The 19,486-nt window shown below is 33.5% G+C and carries 14 protein-coding genes; 10 read left to right on the forward strand and 4 right to left on the reverse strand.

What is annotated here, in order from left to right; translation table 11 throughout:
- Positions 1–8 precede the first annotated feature (8 nt).
- From TD29_RS00375 to purL, 3 genes are all read left to right on the forward strand, one after another.
- Positions 9–1,151: an endonuclease gene (locus TD29_RS00375; protein WP_040278089.1), complete on the forward strand. Its 1,143-nt coding sequence runs from the start codon at positions 9–11 to the stop codon at positions 1,149–1,151.
- A 179-nt stretch (positions 1,152–1,330) separates the two neighbouring features.
- Complete coding sequence (locus TD29_RS00380) at positions 1,331–2,416, forward strand: endonuclease (protein ID WP_052466913.1); 1,086 nt, start codon at positions 1,331–1,333, stop codon at positions 2,414–2,416.
- Between the two features lie 165 nt (positions 2,417–2,581).
- On the forward strand, positions 2,582–6,289 hold the full coding sequence (gene purL / locus TD29_RS00385) for a phosphoribosylformylglycinamidine synthase (protein ID WP_262501075.1): 3,708 nt from the start codon (positions 2,582–2,584) through the stop codon (positions 6,287–6,289).
- Positions 6,290–6,352: 63 nt separating this feature from the next.
- On the opposite strand, the gene TD29_RS00390 is transcribed toward purL, so the two are convergent.
- Positions 6,353–6,832 carry a hypothetical protein gene (locus tag TD29_RS00390; RefSeq protein WP_040278091.1) on the reverse strand — a complete coding sequence of 160 codons (480 nt, stop codon included), beginning with the start codon at positions 6,830–6,832 and terminating at the stop codon, positions 6,353–6,355.
- Positions 6,823–7,374 (reverse strand): hypothetical protein, encoded by a 552-nt coding sequence (locus tag TD29_RS00395; protein WP_040278093.1) that lies wholly within the window; start codon positions 7,372–7,374, stop codon positions 6,823–6,825. Before TD29_RS00395 ends, TD29_RS00390 begins: the two co-directional genes overlap by 10 nt.
- A gap of 205 nt (positions 7,375–7,579) precedes the next feature.
- On the opposite strand from TD29_RS00395, the gene TD29_RS00400 reads away from it, so the two are divergent.
- The 6 genes from TD29_RS00400 to TD29_RS00425 all read left to right on the forward strand — a co-directional run bounded on the left by TD29_RS00400 (position 7,580) and on the right by TD29_RS00425 (position 15,921).
- Entirely contained in the window at positions 7,580–9,355 is a 1,776-nt protein-coding gene (locus TD29_RS00400; RefSeq protein ID WP_040278094.1) for an AMP-dependent synthetase/ligase, read from the forward strand.
- 142 nt (positions 9,356–9,497) lie between these two features.
- Positions 9,498–9,953 (forward strand): MarR family winged helix-turn-helix transcriptional regulator, encoded by a 456-nt coding sequence (locus TD29_RS00405; RefSeq protein WP_040278096.1) that lies wholly within the window; start codon positions 9,498–9,500, stop codon positions 9,951–9,953.
- A 1-nt stretch (position 9,954) separates the two neighbouring features.
- Positions 9,955–12,363 carry a 3-hydroxyacyl-CoA dehydrogenase NAD-binding domain-containing protein gene (locus TD29_RS00410; RefSeq protein ID WP_040278099.1) on the forward strand — a complete coding sequence of 803 codons (2,409 nt, stop codon included), beginning with the start codon at positions 9,955–9,957 and terminating at the stop codon, positions 12,361–12,363.
- A gap of 120 nt (positions 12,364–12,483) precedes the next feature.
- Complete coding sequence (locus TD29_RS00415) at positions 12,484–13,674, forward strand: acetyl-CoA C-acyltransferase (RefSeq protein ID WP_040278100.1); 1,191 nt, start codon at positions 12,484–12,486, stop codon at positions 13,672–13,674.
- 46 nt (positions 13,675–13,720) lie between these two features.
- Complete coding sequence (locus tag TD29_RS00420; RefSeq protein ID WP_040278101.1) at positions 13,721–14,077, forward strand: four helix bundle protein; 357 nt, start codon at positions 13,721–13,723, stop codon at positions 14,075–14,077.
- Between the two features lie 35 nt (positions 14,078–14,112).
- Entirely contained in the window at positions 14,113–15,921 is a 1,809-nt protein-coding gene (locus TD29_RS00425) for an acyl-CoA dehydrogenase family protein (RefSeq protein ID WP_040278102.1), read from the forward strand.
- 96 nt (positions 15,922–16,017) lie between these two features.
- Here TD29_RS00425 and TD29_RS00430 read toward each other — a convergent pair whose 3' ends face one another.
- Both TD29_RS00430 and TD29_RS00435 read right to left on the reverse strand, forming a co-directional pair.
- A complete protein-coding gene (locus TD29_RS00430) occupies positions 16,018–17,427 on the reverse strand; it encodes an N-acetylmuramoyl-L-alanine amidase (protein WP_040278104.1) in 1,410 nt (469 codons plus the stop codon).
- A complete protein-coding gene (locus tag TD29_RS00435) occupies positions 17,428–17,808 on the reverse strand; it encodes a BlaI/MecI/CopY family transcriptional regulator (protein WP_084203358.1) in 381 nt (126 codons plus the stop codon). It lies immediately after the preceding gene.
- A gap of 89 nt (positions 17,809–17,897) precedes the next feature.
- Here TD29_RS00435 and TD29_RS00440 point away from each other — a divergent pair, with 89 nt between their 5' ends.
- The gene (locus TD29_RS00440) at positions 17,898–19,481 is read left to right on the forward strand and encodes a nuclear transport factor 2 family protein (RefSeq protein ID WP_040278105.1); all 1,584 of its coding nucleotides are present in this window, start codon (positions 17,898–17,900) and stop codon (positions 19,479–19,481) included.
- Positions 19,482–19,486: the final 5 nt, after the last annotated feature.

Below are 19,486 nucleotides of genomic sequence, written 5' to 3' on the forward strand. Positions count from 1 at the left end.
CGAAACGCATGAAACACATTGACTTAATACTCACATTATTAATTTCTACTGTTGCTTTCTCTCAAATACCAACTGGATATTATGATTCGGCTACAGGAACTGGGTTTGTGCTAAAAACTCAGCTAAAAAACATTATTGATAATAATAACGATGGTCTGGCTACAGAGTACATCGCTCAAGATTTAGGATATTCTGCACTTTATGACACCTATGAATTCTCTGATATAGATGTATATTTTGAAAATAATGGCACCCTATTAGACATGTATTCTGAAGGTGTTTTTCAAAATCCAGACAACACTAGTACAAATTTACCAGATGCTTATGAGTATACTTACGGTTCTAACCAACAAGATGATGGTACATTAGGAACAGCAGAAGGTCAACGTTTTAATAGAGAACATGTTATACCACAATCGTCATTTAATAGCGCCTCTCCAATGCGTAATGATGCACATTTTGTGATTCCTTCAGATAAATACGTTAATGCACAAAGAGCCAATTTACCATACGGGTTTGTAGATACGACTACACAATTCGATGAATATTCTAACGGAACAAAACGAGGAGAAAACACAACTACAGGAGTTGGATCTAGCTATAATGGTGATGTTTTTGAACCTATTGACGAATTTAAAGGGGATATCGCAAGAATGTATTTTTTCTTTGCAACACGTTATGAAGATCAAATTGATGGTTTCAATTACGTTATGTTTGATGGCACACAAAACCAAGCAATTGACCAACCATTTTTAGATGTCTTATACAATTGGCACATCAACGATCCAGTTTCTCAAAGAGAAATTGATAGAAATAATGCCATTTTTAATAGACAAGATAACAGAAACCCTTTTATTGATAACCCACAATTTGTTTTTGAAATTTGGCAAACAGCATTATCTGTAGATGAGTTTCAAACCCAAGACATTGTAAAAATGTATCCAAATCCTGCAAATGGAAACATCGTATACATAGATTCCAATATAAACCTCGTTGCCGAAGTATATGACGTTCTTGGTAAAAAAGTAAACGTTCAAACTATAAATACTAATCAAAAACAATTACAAATATCTACTTTATCTAGAGGTGTTTATTTAGTAAAATTGACTTCGGAAAATGGAAGTATTACAAAAAAATTAATAAAACAGTAATCATATCAACATTTTACAAAAAGAGCGATCCTATTCACTATAATATCAAAGTGTAGTTCCGCTTTTTTTTAGTTAATAAAGCGTGAATAACTAAACATGATCCTGCTGAATATCCTCAAGAATATTTTGCAAAATATTGTAAGTTTGCACTCGCACCTAAAACTAAAAATCCCAATTACATGAAAATAATATACATTATCCTACTAGCATTTGTAACCTCATTTACAGCAAATGCTCAATTAACACCTCCTTCAGATTTACAATCCTATTATGGTAGTGAAATTAATTCTACAGGACTTACATTAAAAAGTGAACTCATCGATTTAACAATTGATAAGCATGTCAATTATCTATCGTATAGCGATGTTTGGGATGCTTCGAGAATCACAGACGAAGATCCTAATAATTCTAGTAATGTTATCCTACTTTACGGTTATAATAATACCGATGGTAACGTGACCACAGATCGTTCTAGAAATAAGTATGATAATGGCGGAAGTGTTGGTGATTGGAACAGAGAACATGTCTACCCAAAATCTTTAGGAAGCCCAAATTTAGGAACTTCAGGACCAGGATCTGACGCCCAAATGCTTAGACCAACAGATGTGCAACGCAATGGTTCTAGAGGTAGCTTAAGATTTGCCGATAAAAGTACTGGTCAATTTATAAATGGAGAATCTGGAAATTCTAATGGTGGCTGGTATCCAGGAGACGAATGGAAAGGAGATTGTGCACGTATCATAATGTATATGTATTTGCGCTATGGAGATCGCTGTTTACCAACAGGTGTAGGCATAGGTAGTGACGCCTCAACACCAGATGATATGATAGATTTATTTTTAGAATGGAACGCACAAGATCCAGTTTCAGATATCGAAATTGCTCGTAATGATTATCATGGTAATGCAAGCAACACTTATGCGCAAGGCAATAGAAATCCGTTTATTGACAACCCTTACTTAGCAACTGTAATTTGGGGAGGACCAGATGCACAAAATAGATGGGAAAGTTTATCTGTAGATGATTTTGAAATCGCAAATACAATCAAAATGTATCCTAATCCTGCCAAAGGAAATGAAATAACTATTCTATCTAATTACCAACTAGCGGCTGAAGTTTATGACCTTCTAGGCAAAAAAGTACAAGTCCAAACAATTACAGCTAATCATAATACCTTAAATATCTCTGGTATATCTAAAGGTGTTTATGTGGTAAAATTCACTTCGGAAAATGGAAGCACCACAAAAAAATTGATAAAACAATAACAATTAAACCACTTATAACAAAAGCGACTATTAGGAACTTTACAAATTAAAGTCAACCTAAAAGTCGCTTTTTTTTTGGTTAATAAAGCGTGAATAACTATAAATTTTCACTAACAATTAGCACTTTAATTATCATGAAAAAAGTGTAAATTTGAGCTTACAAAAATCACAACTAAATACGATATAATGATTCATTTCTTCGGAAACCAAAACAGTAAAATATTTGCTGTTCAAGCAACAAAAGAATTATCAACGCAAACCATAGCTAAATTGACATGGTTATTTGGCGACCAACCCAAACTAGAACAAGCATCTCTCGATGCTTTTTTTGTTGGACCACGAGCAGCTATGATAACGCCATGGAGTACCAATGCAGTTGAAATAACTCAAAACATGGGTATTGATAACATCATTCGTATTGAAGAATTCCAGGCTGTTTCTGAAAACTTTTCTGATTATGACCCAATGATATCAGAAAAATTTGACGGTCTAAATCAAGAATCGTTTACAATAGATATTCAACCCGAAGCGATTTTAAACATAGAAGATATTTCAGCATATAATCAACAAGAAGGTTTAGCTCTTAATGATGAAGAAATAGAATACCTAGAAGGTGTTGCTAAAAAAATAGGGCGACCATTAACAGACTCTGAAGTATTTGGGTTTTCGCAAGTAAATAGTGAGCATTGTCGTCATAAAATATTTAACGGCACATTTGTTATTGATGGAGAAGAAATGCCTACTTCGCTTTTCAAAATGATTAAAGAAACATCAAAGCAAAATCCTAATGATATCGTTTCGGCCTATAAAGATAACGTTGCATTTATAAAAGGCCCTAAAGTGGAACAATTTGCACCAAAAAGAGCAGATATTCCAGATTTCTACACTAAAAAAGATTTTGAATCTGTCATCTCTTTAAAAGCTGAAACACACAACTTCCCAACAACAGTTGAGCCATTTAATGGAGCTGCGACAGGATCAGGTGGTGAAATTCGTGACCGATTAGCTGGAGGAAAAGGCTCATTGCCATTAGCAGGAACTGCAGTATATATGACCTCATACTCTCGATTAGAAGAAAATCGTCCATGGGAACAAAAATTTGAAGCTAGAGATTGGTTATACCAAACACCAATGGATATTTTGATTAAAGCATCTAATGGCGCTTCAGACTTTGGGAATAAATTTGGACAGCCGTTAATTTGTGGTTCTGTATTAACTTTTGAGCATGAAGAAAACGCATCGTCAAGCGCATCTGCAGCTAGAAAATTAGGATACGACAAAGTCATCATGCAAGCTGGAGGTATTGGTTATGGTAAAGCAGAGCAAGCATTAAAAGACACACCAAAAGAAGGAGATAAAATTGTTATTCTTGGTGGTGAAAATTATAGAATAGGAATGGGTGGAGCTGCTGTATCATCTGCCGATACCGGAGAATTTGCATCTGGCATTGAGCTTAATGCTGTACAACGTTCTAATCCCGAAATGCAAAAACGTGCAGCAAATGCTGTTCGTGGCATGGTAGAAAGTGAAGAAAATTTTATTGTTTCAATTCATGATCATGGTGCTGGAGGCCATTTAAATTGCTTATCAGAATTGGTAGAAGACACAGGTGGAAAAATTGATTTAGATAAATTACCTGTTGGAGATCCTACACTCTCTGCTAAAGAAATCATTGGTAACGAGTCACAAGAACGTATGGGCTTGGTGATTTCTGAAGAACACACAAAAACGCTTCAAAAAATAGCAGATCGTGAGCGCTCACCAATGTACACTGTTGGTGATGTCACTGGAGACAACAGATTTACTTTTGAATCTAAAACTAAAGGTGATAAACCCATGGATCTGGCTTTAGAAGATATGTTTGGATCCTCGCCTAAAACCATCCTAACAGATCAAACCATAAAAAGAAACTATAAAAACTCAAGATATAAAACCAAAAATATCAAAATCTACTTAAATCAAGTATTGCAACTCGAAGCTGTAGCCTGTAAAGACTGGTTAACAAACAAAGTAGATCGCTGTGTTGGTGGTAAAGTTGCAAAGCAACAGTGTGTTGGATCGCTACAAATTCCTTTAAATAATGTTGGTGTCATGGCATTAGATTATAATGGAAAAGAAGGTGTTGCGACCTCTATTGGCCACTCTCCTATTTCTGGTTTAATTCATCCAGAAGCTGGAAGTAGAAATTCTATTACAGAAGCTTTAACCAATATTATTTGGGCGCCTTTAAAAGACAATTTACAGTCGGTATCATTATCGGCAAACTGGATGTGGCCTTGTAAAAATGAAGGTGAAGATGCGCGTTTATATCAAGCTGTGAAAGCTATTTCTGAGTTTTCTATAGATTTGGGCATCAATGTTCCTACTGGTAAAGATTCATTATCAATGAAACAAAAATATCCTGAAGGCGAAGTAATTTCTCCAGGAACAGTTATTATTTCTGCAGCAGGAAATTGTAATGAGATTACTAAAGTTATAGAACCTGTTTTTCAAAACAATGGTGAAAACATTTATTATATCAATATTTCTCAAGATGATTTTAAATTAGGAGGAAGCTCTTTTTATCAAACCTTAAACACGATTGGTAACCAAGCTCCAGATGTTAAAAACGCTAGCTTTTTAAAAAATACTTTCAACACGATACAAGACCTTATAAAGGCCGACAAAATTTCGGCAGGACATGATGTGGCTTCTGGCGGATTGATAACGACGCTATTAGAACTGTGTTTTGCAGATAGAGATTTAGGAGCAGATATTGATATTTCAGTATTAAACGAAGACGATTCTATAAAGGTATTATTTGCTGAAAATGCAGGATTAGTCTTTCAAGCAGATGTTTCCGTAGAACACATTTTAAAAGATCAAGATATTGAGTTTTTTAACATAGGATCTGTTAATGACTCAGAAAATGTTACCATAACAAATAATGACGATCAGTTTTCTTTTAATGTTTCTGAAATGAGAACAGCATGGTACAAAACGTCTTTTTTATTAGATCAAAAGCAAACGGCAAACGGCTTGGCTAAAGCACGATTTGAAAATTATGCACAATCACCACTTGTTTATAAATTTCCGAAGCACTTTACAGGAAAATTACCAAATATAGATTCTAACAGACCGAGACCAAAAGCAGCAATCCTGCGCGAAAAAGGGTCAAATTCTGAACGAGAGATGGCAAATGCGATGTATTTAGCTGGTTTTGATGTGAAGGATGTACATATGACAGATTTAATTTCTGGTCGAGAAACTTTAGAGGACATTCAGTTTTTAGGAGCAGTTGGAGGCTTTTCTAATAGTGATGTTTTAGGATCTGCAAAAGGTTGGGCTGGTGCAATTAAATATAATGAAAATGCGAATAAGGCGATTAAAAATTTCTTTGAAAGAGAGAATACGCTGTCTGTAGGAATTTGCAACGGTTGCCAGTTATTTATGGAATTAGAACTTATTAATCCTGAGCATAACGTGCATGGAAAAATGGGTCATAATAATTCTCAAAAACATGAGAGTGCGTTTACATCGGTAACGATTCAAGAAAACAACTCGGTTATGCTATCTACTTTAAAAGATAGCACATTAGGTGTTTGGATTTCTCATGGTGAAGGTAAATTTAGTCTCCCTGAGAATGAAGACCACTATAATATTGTTGCAAAGTATGGTTATGATAGTTATCCTGCTAATCCCAACGGATCTGACTTTAACACAGCTATGATGTGTGATAAAACAGGTCGTCATTTAGTGATGATGCCTCATATTGAGCGATCAACATTTCAATGGAATTGGGCAAATTATCCAGCTGGCAGAAAAGACGAAGTATCACCTTGGCTAGAAGCTTTTGTGAATGCTAGACTTTGGATTGAAACTACAAACAAATAAAATTATTTTTAATAAAAAAAACGGTTTAAGAATCCATCTTAAACCGTTTTTTTTTAACATGATTTAAAATTTATTTTTTTCTTTTCTTTTTCTTTTCTTTCTCTTTTTAATTTGAATTTGTCTTCTTAATTGCGCAAAACCATTACTAAACGTTCCGTTTTTTTTCAAAATAGGTACACTTAAAGTTACCAATAGCCCAATACAAGCTGCAGAACCTAATCCTCCTCCAAAACCTTCGAAATACACACTAGTATTTAAAAATATGATGGTAAATAATATTCCTGAAATTCCTATTAAAAAATAATTTGATAAAACATCGGAAGAAACCATACCTATAAACGAAGCTCCAAAACAAACTAATGGTAAATTCTCAGTCAAATAGGGAGAGCATAATTTAGGGAATAGCAAGACAAAAACTCCAACAAAAACACCAATTAAGGCAGATGCTCTAACAGCTCCTAACTTATAGTGTATTTGTAAAACAAAAGTCACTATAGAAGAAATTGCGCCTGCTAAAAACAATATAAAATGATCTATATCCATTGAGAGATTAAAAATGTAATTACAACACCTCCAAAAGCTAAAGTTCCTAACTTACCTCCAACACCATTAAAAGTATCTTTGGTACCTACTAAAAGTAAACCTGTTATAATGCTTGCTAATGTGATAAACATATAGTCTGTAGCAATACTTAGATTTGTCATACCAACAAAAGTGCCGCAATAAACAGCAGTAGGCATTGTTTTAACAAAACGGTTATCTTTAAAAAAATCAGGAATAAAACTTACCGCTAAACCCACCAAACCAGCAGCCAACACACTACTTATTAGAAAATAAGCGCATAAAATATACGTAAGAATAGCTCCAAAAAAAACAAATGCAATTGTTAATACATGTTCAAAACTATGGTTTGTAATACTTAACGGCGTTTTCTTATAAGAAATAACAAGTAATATTAATACAAAAACAACAAATCCTGAAACAAGAATATTATTTTGTTTCTCGTATAAAATTGCAGCTAAAAAGCCTAAATGACAAAGTATTATTAAAATAAAAGCAAGTTGTTTTACACGCTTTTTAATCATAATTTATTTAATTCTATTTCAAAAATAAGTAATATTACTGTTTAAGTTTTACTTTTAAATGCCTTAAAATCATAATCTATAGATATTGTCAAATTCATAAAAATAATAAGTATTAATTATCACTAAGTCCTTTTATTTATGTCATATTTGAAAATCCCTTTTATTTTCATACTTTGCAATACTACAATCTTATCCCTTTCATTTAATGACAGAAATAACTAGACTTTTTGATTTTCCATATTATCAACTAGAAACATATAATTTAGATGCAGCTTTGGTTACCAAATACAATGGTACATGGGTAAAAACGTCTACCAAAGACTATTTAGATAAAGCAAATGCCATGAGCCGAGCTTTATTAAAATTAGGGATTCAAAAAAATGATAAAATTGCAGTAATTTCAACTACTAATAGAACAGAATGGAATATCATGGATATAGGGATCCTGCAACTTGGAGCACAAAACATTCCTATTTATCCAACGATTTGTGCTGAAGATTATGAATACGTTTTAAACCATAGCGAATCAACTTACTGCTTTGTTTCTGATGTTGATGTACTCGCAAAAGTTAGAAAAGTACAAGCCAACACAAAAATTAAAGATGTCTATTCTTTTGATCATATTGAAGGTTGCAAACACTATTCAGAATTATTTGAACTAGGAAAAGATGAAAGTACACAACCAGAAGTGGAAGCTAGAAAAGCGGCTGTTTCACCTCATGACTTAGCAACAATAATTTATACCTCAGGAACTACAGGTAAACCAAAAGGTGTAATGCTTTCACATAACAATATTACCAGTAACGCGTTAGATGCATCATTTCGCTTACCACTATTAAAAGACACAGAAACCCGAATATTAAGCTTCTTACCTATATGTCATGTTTTTGAACGTGTACTCATTTACCTATACCAATACGCTGGAGCTAGCATATATTTCGCTGAAGCCATCGATAAAATTGGTGATAATGCAAAAGAAATAAAGCCTAATTTAATGAGCGTTGTCCCTCGTTTATTAGAAAAAGTATTTGACAAAATTATAGCAAAAGGCGAAGACTTACCAGGTATTAAAAAATCACTTTTTTTCTGGGCTGTACGTTTAGGAGAAACATGGAAACCTTATGGAGCCAATGGCGCTTGGTATGAATTTAAGCTTAAAATAGCCAACAAATTAATTTTTAGCAAATGGCGAGAAGCCCTTGGTGGAGAACTGCACACAATGGTATCTGGTAGTGCTGCACTACAACCTCGATTATCTAGAATTTTTGCAGCAGCAGGCATGCAAGTCATGCAAGGTTATGGCCTGACAGAAACTTCACCAGTTATTTCAGTTGAAATGTATGCCAATCATCATTTTAGAGTTGGTACTGTTGGTAAACCTATTAAAAATGTAGATGTCAAAATTGCTGATGATGGTGAGGTTCTTGTAAAAGGACCAAATGTCATGCTAGGTTATTATAAAGATCCAGAAAAAACTGCCGAAGTCATGACGGGAGATTATTTCCATACAGGAGATAAAGGTATGATTGATGACGACGGTTTCCTAAAAATTACTGGTCGTAAAAAAGAAATGTTTAAAACCTCTGGCGGAAAATATGTGATTCCTCCCCTTTTAGAAAATGACATGAAACAATCACTTTTCATTGAACAAATTATGGTTGTTGGTGAAGGTGAGAAAATGCCAGCTGCAATTATCCAACCTAATTTTGACTTTATTCGTGGTTGGATAGCTGATAAAAACTTAAAAATTGGCACCACTGATGTTGACATTGCAAATTCTGAAATTGTAATAAAACGTATTCAAAAAGAAGTAGATAAGTATAATAAAAACTTCGGAAAATGGGAACAAATAAAACGTTTTGAACTCACACCAGATATTTGGTCTATTGATGGCGGACACCTAACTCCTACTATGAAAATGAAACGCGCCATTATCATTGATATCTATCAAGATTTGTATGATAAAATTTATCGTGTATAAACTCACATTTTAATTTAGTTCAAGTATATTTCTGATTATAGCATTTAGTCTGAAAAAATAAATACTATGCATGCATAATTTTTGTTAAAATACTATGCATGCATAGTATTTTTTAGTATATTTGGATTTCTAAATTCAAATTATGAAGGATAAAACCATTGACTACGTCTTAAGAACTACATGGTTAGCAGTCAACAAAATGTATAATGAAGAAGCTTCTCAATTTGGTGTTACGATGGCAACAGGTTTTGCTTTGTTAAGTATTGATCCAGAAAATGGAACGCCTTCAACATCTTTAGGACCAAAAATGGGAATGGAAGCGACTAGTCTTTCCAGAACATTAAAAATGATGGAAGAAAAAGGGTTGATAGAACGTAAACCTAATCCAGAGGATGGTCGTGGTGTTCTTATTTTCTTAACCGATTTTGGAAGAGAAAAAAGAGCCTATTCTAAAGAAAAAGTATTAACATTTAATGAAACTATTAAAGCCAATGTTTCAATAGAAGAGTTAAATCATTTTTATAAAGTTTCCGAAGTCATAAACAATATGATTTCAAATAAAAAAATATACAATCAAAAAGAACACACATTAAAATAATATGAGCAAACGTAGAATTAAAAAAGTTGCGATTATTGGTTCCGGTATTATGGGATCTGGTATCGCTTGTCACTTCGCCAATATTGGTGTAGATGTATTGTTATTAGATATCGTTCCTAGAGAACTAAACGACAAAGAAAAAGCTAAAGGTTTAACCTTAGAGGATAAAGTCGTTAGAAACAGGTTAGTTAATGATGCATTAACGGCGTCTTTAAAATCTAAACCGTCTCCTATTTATAGTCAAGCTTTTGCAAGTCGCATTACCACAGGTAATTTAGAAGACGACATTGCGAAAGTAGCAGATGTCGATTGGATTATGGAAGTTGTTGTAGAAAGACTTAACATTAAACAACAAGTTTTTGAAACATTAGAGCAATATAGAACGCCAGGAACGTTAATTACCTCTAATACTTCTGGTATTCCAATTAAATTCATGAACGAAGGACGTAGTGAAGATTTTCAAAAGCATTTCTGCGGAACTCACTTTTTCAATCCAGCACGTTACTTAAAATTATTCGAAATCATTCCAGGACCAGATACAGACGCTTCTGTGCTTGAGTTTTTAAATGAATATGGTGAAAAATTCTTAGGAAAAACATCTGTTGTTGCTAAAGACACACCTGCTTTCATCGGAAATAGAGTTGGTATTTTCAGTATACAAAGTTTATTTCACGCAGTTAAAGATTTAGATTTAACAGTTGAAGAAGTAGATAAATTATCAGGACCAGTAATTGGTCGTCCTAAATCTGCAACTTTCCGTACGGTTGATGTTGTAGGATTAGACACTTTAGTTCACGTAGCAAACGGAATTAGAGAAAACTGTCCTAATGACGAACGTTTAGAACTGTTTGAATTACCAGACTTCATCAATACAATGATGGAAAACAAATGGTTAGGAAGTAAAACAGGACAAGGGTTTTATAAAAAGAGTGTTTCTGCGGAAGGTAAAAAAGAAATTTTAGCTTTAGACTTAAACACCTTAGAATATAGACCTTCTAAAAAAGCAAAATTTGCGACTTTAGAAATGACTAAAACAATCGATAAGGTTGTTGATCGTTTTAAAGTATTAGTCAAAGGAAAAGATAAAGCAGGTGAGTTTTACAGAAAAAGCTTCACCGCATTATTTGCTTACGTATCAAACCGTATTCCTGAAATTTCAGACGATGTTTATAAAATTGACGATGCCATGAAAGCTGGTTTTGGTTGGCAACATGGTCCTTTCCAAATTTGGGATGCTATTGGTGTAGAAAAAGGAATTGAACTAATGAAAGCCGAAGGATTAGAGCCTGCTGCTTGGGTTAATGAGATGATTGCTTCTGGAAGTACATCTTTCTATACAGTAAAAGAAGGTGCAACATATTTCTATGATATTCCTTCTAAAACACAAACAAAAATTCCTGGTCAAGATAGTTTCATCATCTTAGATAATATTAGAAAAACAAACGAAGTCTTTAAAAATTCAGGCGTTGTTATTGAAGATTTAGGAGACGGAATCCTTAACGTAGAATTCCAATCTAAAATGAATACCATTGGTGGAGACGTTTTAGCAGGATTGAATAAAGGTATTGATTTAGCCGAAAAAGATTTTGCTGGATTAGTTGTTGGTAACCAAGCTGCAAACTTCTCGGTTGGTGCAAACATCGGAATGATTTTCATGATGGCTGCAGAGCAAGAGTATGACGAGCTTAATATGGCTATCAAATATTTTCAAGATACAATGATGCGTATGCGCTACTCTTCTATTCCAACTATCTCTGCTCCTCACGGCATGGCTTTAGGTGGCGGATGTGAATTATCACTTCACGCAGATAAAGTGGTTGCTGCTGCAGAAACTTACATGGGACTTGTAGAGTTTGGTGTTGGTGTGATTCCTGGTGGTGGTGGATCTAAAGAAATGGCTTTAAGAGCACAAGATCTTTTCCAAAAAGGAGACGTACAACTTAATGTGTTACAAGAGCATTTTTTAACTATTGGTATGGCAAAAGTATCGACTTCAGCATATGAAGCTTTCGATTTAAACCTACTTCAAAAAGGAAAAGATGTCGTGGTTGTAAATAAAGACCGTCAAATAGCGGTTGCAAAACAACACGCAATGTTAATGGCTAACTCTGGTTATACGCAACCTGTAAAAAGAGATGATGTTTTAGTACTTGGTAAACAAGCCTTAGGTATGTTTTTAGTAGGAACAGACTCTATGGAAGACTCTAACTACATTTCAGAACACGATATGAAAATTGCTAATAAATTAGCTTACGTTATGGCTGGTGGAGATTTATCTGAACCAACTAAAGTTACTGAGCAATATTTATTGGATTTAGAGCGCGAAGCTTTCTTAAGTTTATGTACAGAACGTAAAACTTTAGAACGTATTCAACACATGTTAACCAAAGGGAAACCGTTACGTAATTAGAAAAAAGAATAAAGAGAATAGAATGTAGACTTTAAACGAGAATATTTAGAGACAGATTTGAAAGTCTTTTCTCTCTACTCTATTTTCTTATCTCTCGTTTTCAAAATAAACAATAAAATTATGAAGACCGCATATATAGTAAAAGCATACAGAACAGCAGTTGGTAAAGCACCAAAAGGCGTGTTCCGTTTTAAAAGAACAGACGAATTAGCTGCAGAAACCATCAAACACATGATGAAAGAATTGCCTAATTTAGACCCAAAGCGTATTGACGATGTTATTGTTGGTAATGCAATGCCAGAAGGTTCTCAAGGTTTAAACATGGCACGTTTAATCTCTTTAATGGGATTAGATATCGTTGATGTTCCTGGAGTAACCGTTAACCGTTTTTGCTCTTCAGGAGTCGAAACAATCGGTATGGCAACGGCGAAAATACAAGCTGGAATGGCAGATTGTATTATTGCTGGTGGTGCAGAAAGCATGAGTAGTGTACCAATGACAGGTTTTAAACCAGAATTAAACTATGACATTGTAAAATCTGGTCACGAAGATTATTATTGGGGAATGGGAAATACGGCTGAAGCTGTTGCAAAACAGTTTAAAGTATCTCGTGAAGACCAAGATGAATTTGCATACAATTCCCATATGAAAGCCTTAAGAGCGCAAGCTGAAAATCGTTTTCAAGATCAAATTGTACCAATCGATGTAGAACAAACTTACATTGATGCTAATGGTAAAAAAGCGACTAAATCATACACTGTAACTAAAGATGAAGGTCCTAGAAAAGGCACCAACAAAGAAGCTTTAGCAAAACTAAGAGCAGTATTTGCTGCTGGTGGAAGTGTTACTGCTGGTAATTCGTCACAAATGAGTGATGGTGCTGCGTTTGTAATGGTTATGAGTGAAGATATGGTTAAAGAGTTAGGTTTAGAGCCAATTGCAAGAATGGTTAACTATGCAGCGGCAGGTGTTGAGCCTCGTATTATGGGAATCGGACCAGTAAAAGCCATTCCAAAAGCATTAAAACAAGCAGGTTTAAAACAAGACGATTTAGCCTTAATTGAATTAAACGAGGCCTTTGCTTCACAATCTTTAGCGGTAATTAGAGAGCTAAACCTTAACCCAGATATTATTAACGTAAATGGTGGAGCTATTGCATTGGGTCATCCATTAGGATGCACAGGAGCAAAACTATCGGTACAACTTTTTGACGAAATGCGTAAGCAAGACATGAAAGGAAAATATGGTGCAGTTACCATGTGTGTTGGTACTGGTCAAGGTGCTTGTGGGATATTTGAGTTTCTTAATTAAGAATCAAGACGGTTAGAACCAAGAGGCAAGACGAAAACTAGACGCTATGCATAACTTCAAAAAATTAAAAATTTGGAATGAAAGTATGGAGTTAGTTTCAGAGTCTTACAAAATAACTCGAAGTTTTCCAAAGTTTGAAACTTATGGATTAATGAGTCAAATGAATAGATGTGCTGTATCCATTCCTTCTAATATATCTGAAGGAACAAGTAAAAGTTCAAATAAACATTTCTCAAATTATTTAGAGCACAGTTTAGGTTCGGCATTTGAATGGGAAACACAACTGAATGTCGCTTTTAATGAAAGTTATATTTCAGAAGAAAAATTTAAAGAATTAGAAAACAAAATAAAACAAATACAAAAAATGATTTCAAGTTTCAAATCCAGACTTAAGCTGTCGTGATTCCTGGTTCTTGTATCTAATAATCTAACATAAACATGGCAACAGAAGAAAAAGACATCTTAAGAGGAGGACAATTCCTTGTAAAAGAAACAAATTGTGAAGACATTTTTACTCCTGAAGATTTTTCAGAAGAACAAACAATGATGAAGGAATCCGTAATGGAATTCAACGAACGTGAAATCATTGCACACAAACCTAGATTTGAAGCTAAAGATTATGCTTTAACCGAAGAAGTAATGCGAAAAGCTGGTGAAATGGGCTTTTTAGGTGTTGCGGTTCCTGAAGCTTATGAAGGATTAGGAATGGGATTTGTATCTACAGTTTTAACGTGTGATTATATTTCTTCTGGTACAGGATCTTTCAGTACGGCATTTGGTGCACATACAGGAATTGGTACCATGCCAATTACTTTATATGGTACAGAAGAACAAAAACAAAAATACGTTCCTAAATTAGCTACTGGTGAGTGGTTTGGTGCTTACTGCCTAACAGAACCTGGAGCAGGATCTGATGCAAATTCTGGTAAAACTACTGCAGAACTTTCGGCAGATGGAAAAAGCTATAAAATTAACGGACAAAAAATGTGGATCTCAAATGCAGGTTTCTGTAGCGTAATGATTGTTTTTGCTCGTATTGAAGATGACAAAAACATTACTGGCTTCATTGTTGAATATGATGCTGATAATGCTAATGGAATCACTTTAGGTGAAGAAGAACACAAATTAGGTATTCGTGCGTCTTCTACGCGTCAAGTATTTTTTAACGATACTGTTGTTCCTGCTGAAAATATGTTAGCTGGACGTGGTGAAGGTTTTAAAATTGCCATGAATGCATTAAATGTTGGTCGTATTAAATTAGCTGCAGCTTGTTTAGATTCACAACGAAGAATTTTAACAACAGCTGTAGAATATGCTACCGAACGTAAACAATTTAAAACACCTATTGCAGACTTTGGTGCTATTAAGACTAAAATAGCAGAAATGGCTGCTAGTGCCTATGCTGGAGAATCGGCTACTTACAGAGCTGCTAAAAACATTGAAGACAGAATTGCTTTACGTGAGGCTGCAGGAAATTCACACCAAGAAGCAGAACTTAAAGGTGTTGAAGAATATGCTATAGAATGTTCTATTTTAAAAGTTGCTGTGTCTGAAGATGTACAAAACTGTGCAGATGAAGGTATTCAAATTTTTGGTGGAATGGGATTCTCAGAAGAAACGCCTATGGAAGCAGCTTGGAGAGATGCTAGAATTGCTCGTATTTATGAAGGTACTAACGAAATCAACAGAATGTTAACCGTTGGGATGCTTGTTAAAAAAGCAATGAAAGGACATGTAGATCTTTTAGGTCCTGCACAAAAAGTACAAGAAGAATTAATGGGTATTCCTTCTTTTGAAACTCCAGATTATTCTGAATTATTTTCTGAAGAAAAGCAAATGATTGCTAAACTTAAGAAAACGTTCTTAATGGTTGCAGGTGGAGCTGTTCAAAAATTTGGTCCTCAATTAGAAGAGCATCAACAATTATTAATTGCAGCTGCAGATATCTTAATTGAAATCTATATGGCAGAATCTGCAATTTTGAGAACAGAAAAGAATGTAAAACGTACTAGCGAAGCTGAGCAATCTGCACAAATCGCTATGGCTAAATTATATTTATATCATGCTGTAGATATCGTTGAAGAAAAAGGAAAAGAAAGCATTATTTCTTTTGCTGAAGGTGACGAACAACGCATGCTATTAATGGGACTTAAGCGATTTACAAAATATGCAAACTATCCAGATATCGTAGATTTACGTATCGAAATAGCAGAAAAAGTAAAAGCAGAAAAGAAATACTGCTTCTAAAAACTCAATAATTAGACTAACTCAAATAATTCTAATTAGAAAGCCAATTCTTCCAAGATAAAACTTGGTTAGAATTGGCTTTTGTAGTTTACAAATTTATTGTAAATCTCTTATCTCGAGTAAACCTTCATATAAAGACTTAGCTATTTCTATCTGCTTCTCCTTATCTGTTAACACTACTCTATCGCCTTCATTGGTTAAAAATCCTATTTCTAAAACAAGTCCTGGTACAGTCGTATTTTTCAAAAGAAAGAAACTAGCCCTTTTTACACCTCTACTTTCAAAAAGTTCTAATTGATGTTCTACTAAAATTTCAGCATAATTCAAACTTAAATCATGATGTTCATTATTAGAGTCATAATAAGCTTCTACGCCATTAATTGACTTGTTTTGAGATGCATTACAATGTAAACTTAAAAATAAATCTGGTGTGTTTCTGTTTACAAATTCTGCTCGATCTTTTAAGGTTAAAAATTCATCATGACTTCTTGTGAGTATAATTTCAACGTTGTCGTCGCTTAATGACGCTAATGCATTTGTGATTTCTAATACAATATCTTTTTCATTAGAATTGCCTGAGTCTTTTCCGCCATGTCCTGCATCGATAACAACTAGAAGTGGTTCTTTTAAATCTTTGTAAGAGCTTAGTAGTAAAATACCTGCAAATAGTATGATCACAGATGAGATTTTTAAAGTTCGGTTTAATAAAGATGATTTTAATTGATGTAACATAATAATTCGATTTTTGATTTGAATAAAATTAAATCCGCTAGTTAAAGGAACGCGGTATTCCTTAAGTCCCGATTTTATAATGGTTTGAGAATAGACTTCTATATCAATTCCAGAATTTACAGTTTGACTATCTGCAATAAATTCATGATTTTGAATTATCGCTCCTTTGTACAACCATATAAATGGATTAAACCAGAACACACAAAGTAATAGTTCAATAAAAATTACATCTAAAGTGTGCAACTCGTTACAATGCACGAGCTCATGTTGAATGATACTTTTAGAATACGGTTCATCATTTAAACTTTCAGAATTTATAAACAGATAATTAAAAAAACTTGACGCATTTTTATGATCACTAGTCTCAACTATTTTTAAAGGCCCAATGCGAGAATAATTTTGCTTTGTGAGTTTTATAATGCCAAATAAATTTTTAAAAAATCTAAATAGAAGGCAAATAGAGATAATGACATAGATACTCCAAAGTATCCTAGATAATGTAAAACTAGATGTTGTAGTTGCCGTAGGTGTTCCAATAATTTCAATCGCTTCGGAAACGTGATGTGCTTCAAACGATTGCAATGAAATTTCAGTTAGGCTTGGCACAGACTCTATCGTACTAATTTCAAGTATTGGTGCTAACAAACAAAGTGCGCTACTTATTAAAAGGTAAAAGCGATTAAACTGAAACGTTTTTTGGTTTTTAAGAAGTAAATAATAGACTAAGAATGAACATCCCAAACTTATTATGGTATAAAAAATGTAATCAATCATTTAAGTCTTTTTATTATTAATTTTCTCTTGTAAAAGTTCTTGAAGTTCTTGCATCTCTTTCATTGAGAGATCTGCATTTTTAGTAAAAAATGAAGCAAATTGTGCTTTAGAATCGTTAAAAAAGTGGGTAATCATACCATTAACTTGCTTAGAAAAATAATCGTTTTTCTTGAGGACGGGATAATATTGCTTATCTCTTCCTAGACGTTCAAAACCTATATAATCTTTATCACACATACGTTTAAGTAATGTTGAAATGGTAGTATAAGCCGGTTTAGGCTCTGGGAATTGCTCAACAATATCTTTCATAAATCCTTTTTTAAGAATCCATAGATATTTCATGATTTGTAATTCGGTTTTATTTAGTTGTTTTATATCCACAAGTATAGTTTTAGTACTACAAATGTAGTAATAAAAAATTAACATGCAAATCTACCTTAAAATTTCTATCTTTCAAGAAACTATTTGTTATGCGTAATTATCTCATTTTATTCTGTTTACTTTCACTACCCATCACGATTAATAGTCAAACTAACCCAGAGATTTTCCTTTTTGATGTTACCACTGTCAATTCTAAAATTGAAATAGAAAATCCGAGAAACCTATCTAATAATAATGGCTATGATAATCAACCGTCGTTTTACGATAGCCATACCATTCTATTTGCTGCAACCAGAAATAATCAAACTGATATTGCCACATATAACCTCAACGACAATTCGATAAGCTTTATAAATGAAACAGAAGGCGGAGAATATACACCCTTAAAATTTCCGAAGAAAAAAGACATTTCGGCCGTAAGATTAGACAACGATGGGAAACAACGCTTATATCGTTATAATTTAGAAAACGGTGCATCTACTGAGCTCATCAAAGATTTGGTAGTGGCATATTACACATGGTTTAATGAAGAAATTATTGTTTCGGCAGTAATTGAAGGTGATCAACTCAATTTATATCGCACGAATTTAAATACAGGTAATAGTAAAAAATTGGCCAGTAATGTTGGGCGCTCTTTTCATAGAATTCCAAATTCAGATTTAGTGAGTTTTATTTCAAAAGAAAATGAAAAACAATGGCAAATAAAATCGTTAAATCCAGTCTCTGGACAAATTAGGCTTATTGCAAACACCATTGCTAATGTAGAAGATATATGTTGGTTAAATAAAAAAAATCTCCTTTCTAGTGATGGTAGCACTCTCTATAAACTTACTATGAGAGTTGATAATAATTGGAAAAAAGTTAAGGATCTTTATCAAGAAGGTATCATCAAAATATCGCGTTTAGCAACTAATAGTGATGGTACAAAACTTCTAGTTACAGGTGATATTAAAACAGTACCAAAAGTAAAAGAAGAAATAATTGACCCAAACCAACCAATTAGTGAAGAGGACGCTTCTCAAATTGTAGATAGACGTATTGAGCCTTACAATACAAAACAACTTGCTAACTTTGTTAATGCGTTTAATGATGATGTTACGGTACATTTTTTTCCAGATGACAAATTATATGAAGGTAAAACAAAACTAGAAGAGACGTACAACACCATTTTTAAGGAGCATGACAAATTAAATATTAAAGTATTAAATAGAATACATTTTAAAAATTATGTTATTGATGAGGAATTAGCGCTTATCAACAACATCACAAGACGCCAAGCTACTATTTATGAAATCGATAGAAATGGAATAAATGCCATGACTTTTTTATCAACCTCTACCGTAACAGAAAATCCTGAAACCGTAGTAAATAATCAATTAGCCAAGTATAATGAGAGAGATATTAAAGCGTTTGCCAATACGTTTTCAAAAAATGTAAAGCTCTACTCGTTTCCAAATAACGTAACAACCGATGGAAGATCTGCTCTAAAAAAAAGTTATGACGCTTTCTTTAAAAACACACCAGATTTAAATGTTGAAATAGTCAATAGAATCATACTAGGCAACATGGTGATTGATAAAGAAAAAGTAACTATAAACGGACAAATTGTTTATGCCATAGCTATATATGAGATTGAAAAAGGATTAATAACAACAGTTACATTTATGCAATAAAAAAA

The organism is Psychroserpens damuponensis (genome assembly GCF_000826655.1).
Lineage (GTDB): Bacteria > Bacteroidota > Bacteroidia > Flavobacteriales > Flavobacteriaceae > Psychroserpens > Psychroserpens damuponensis.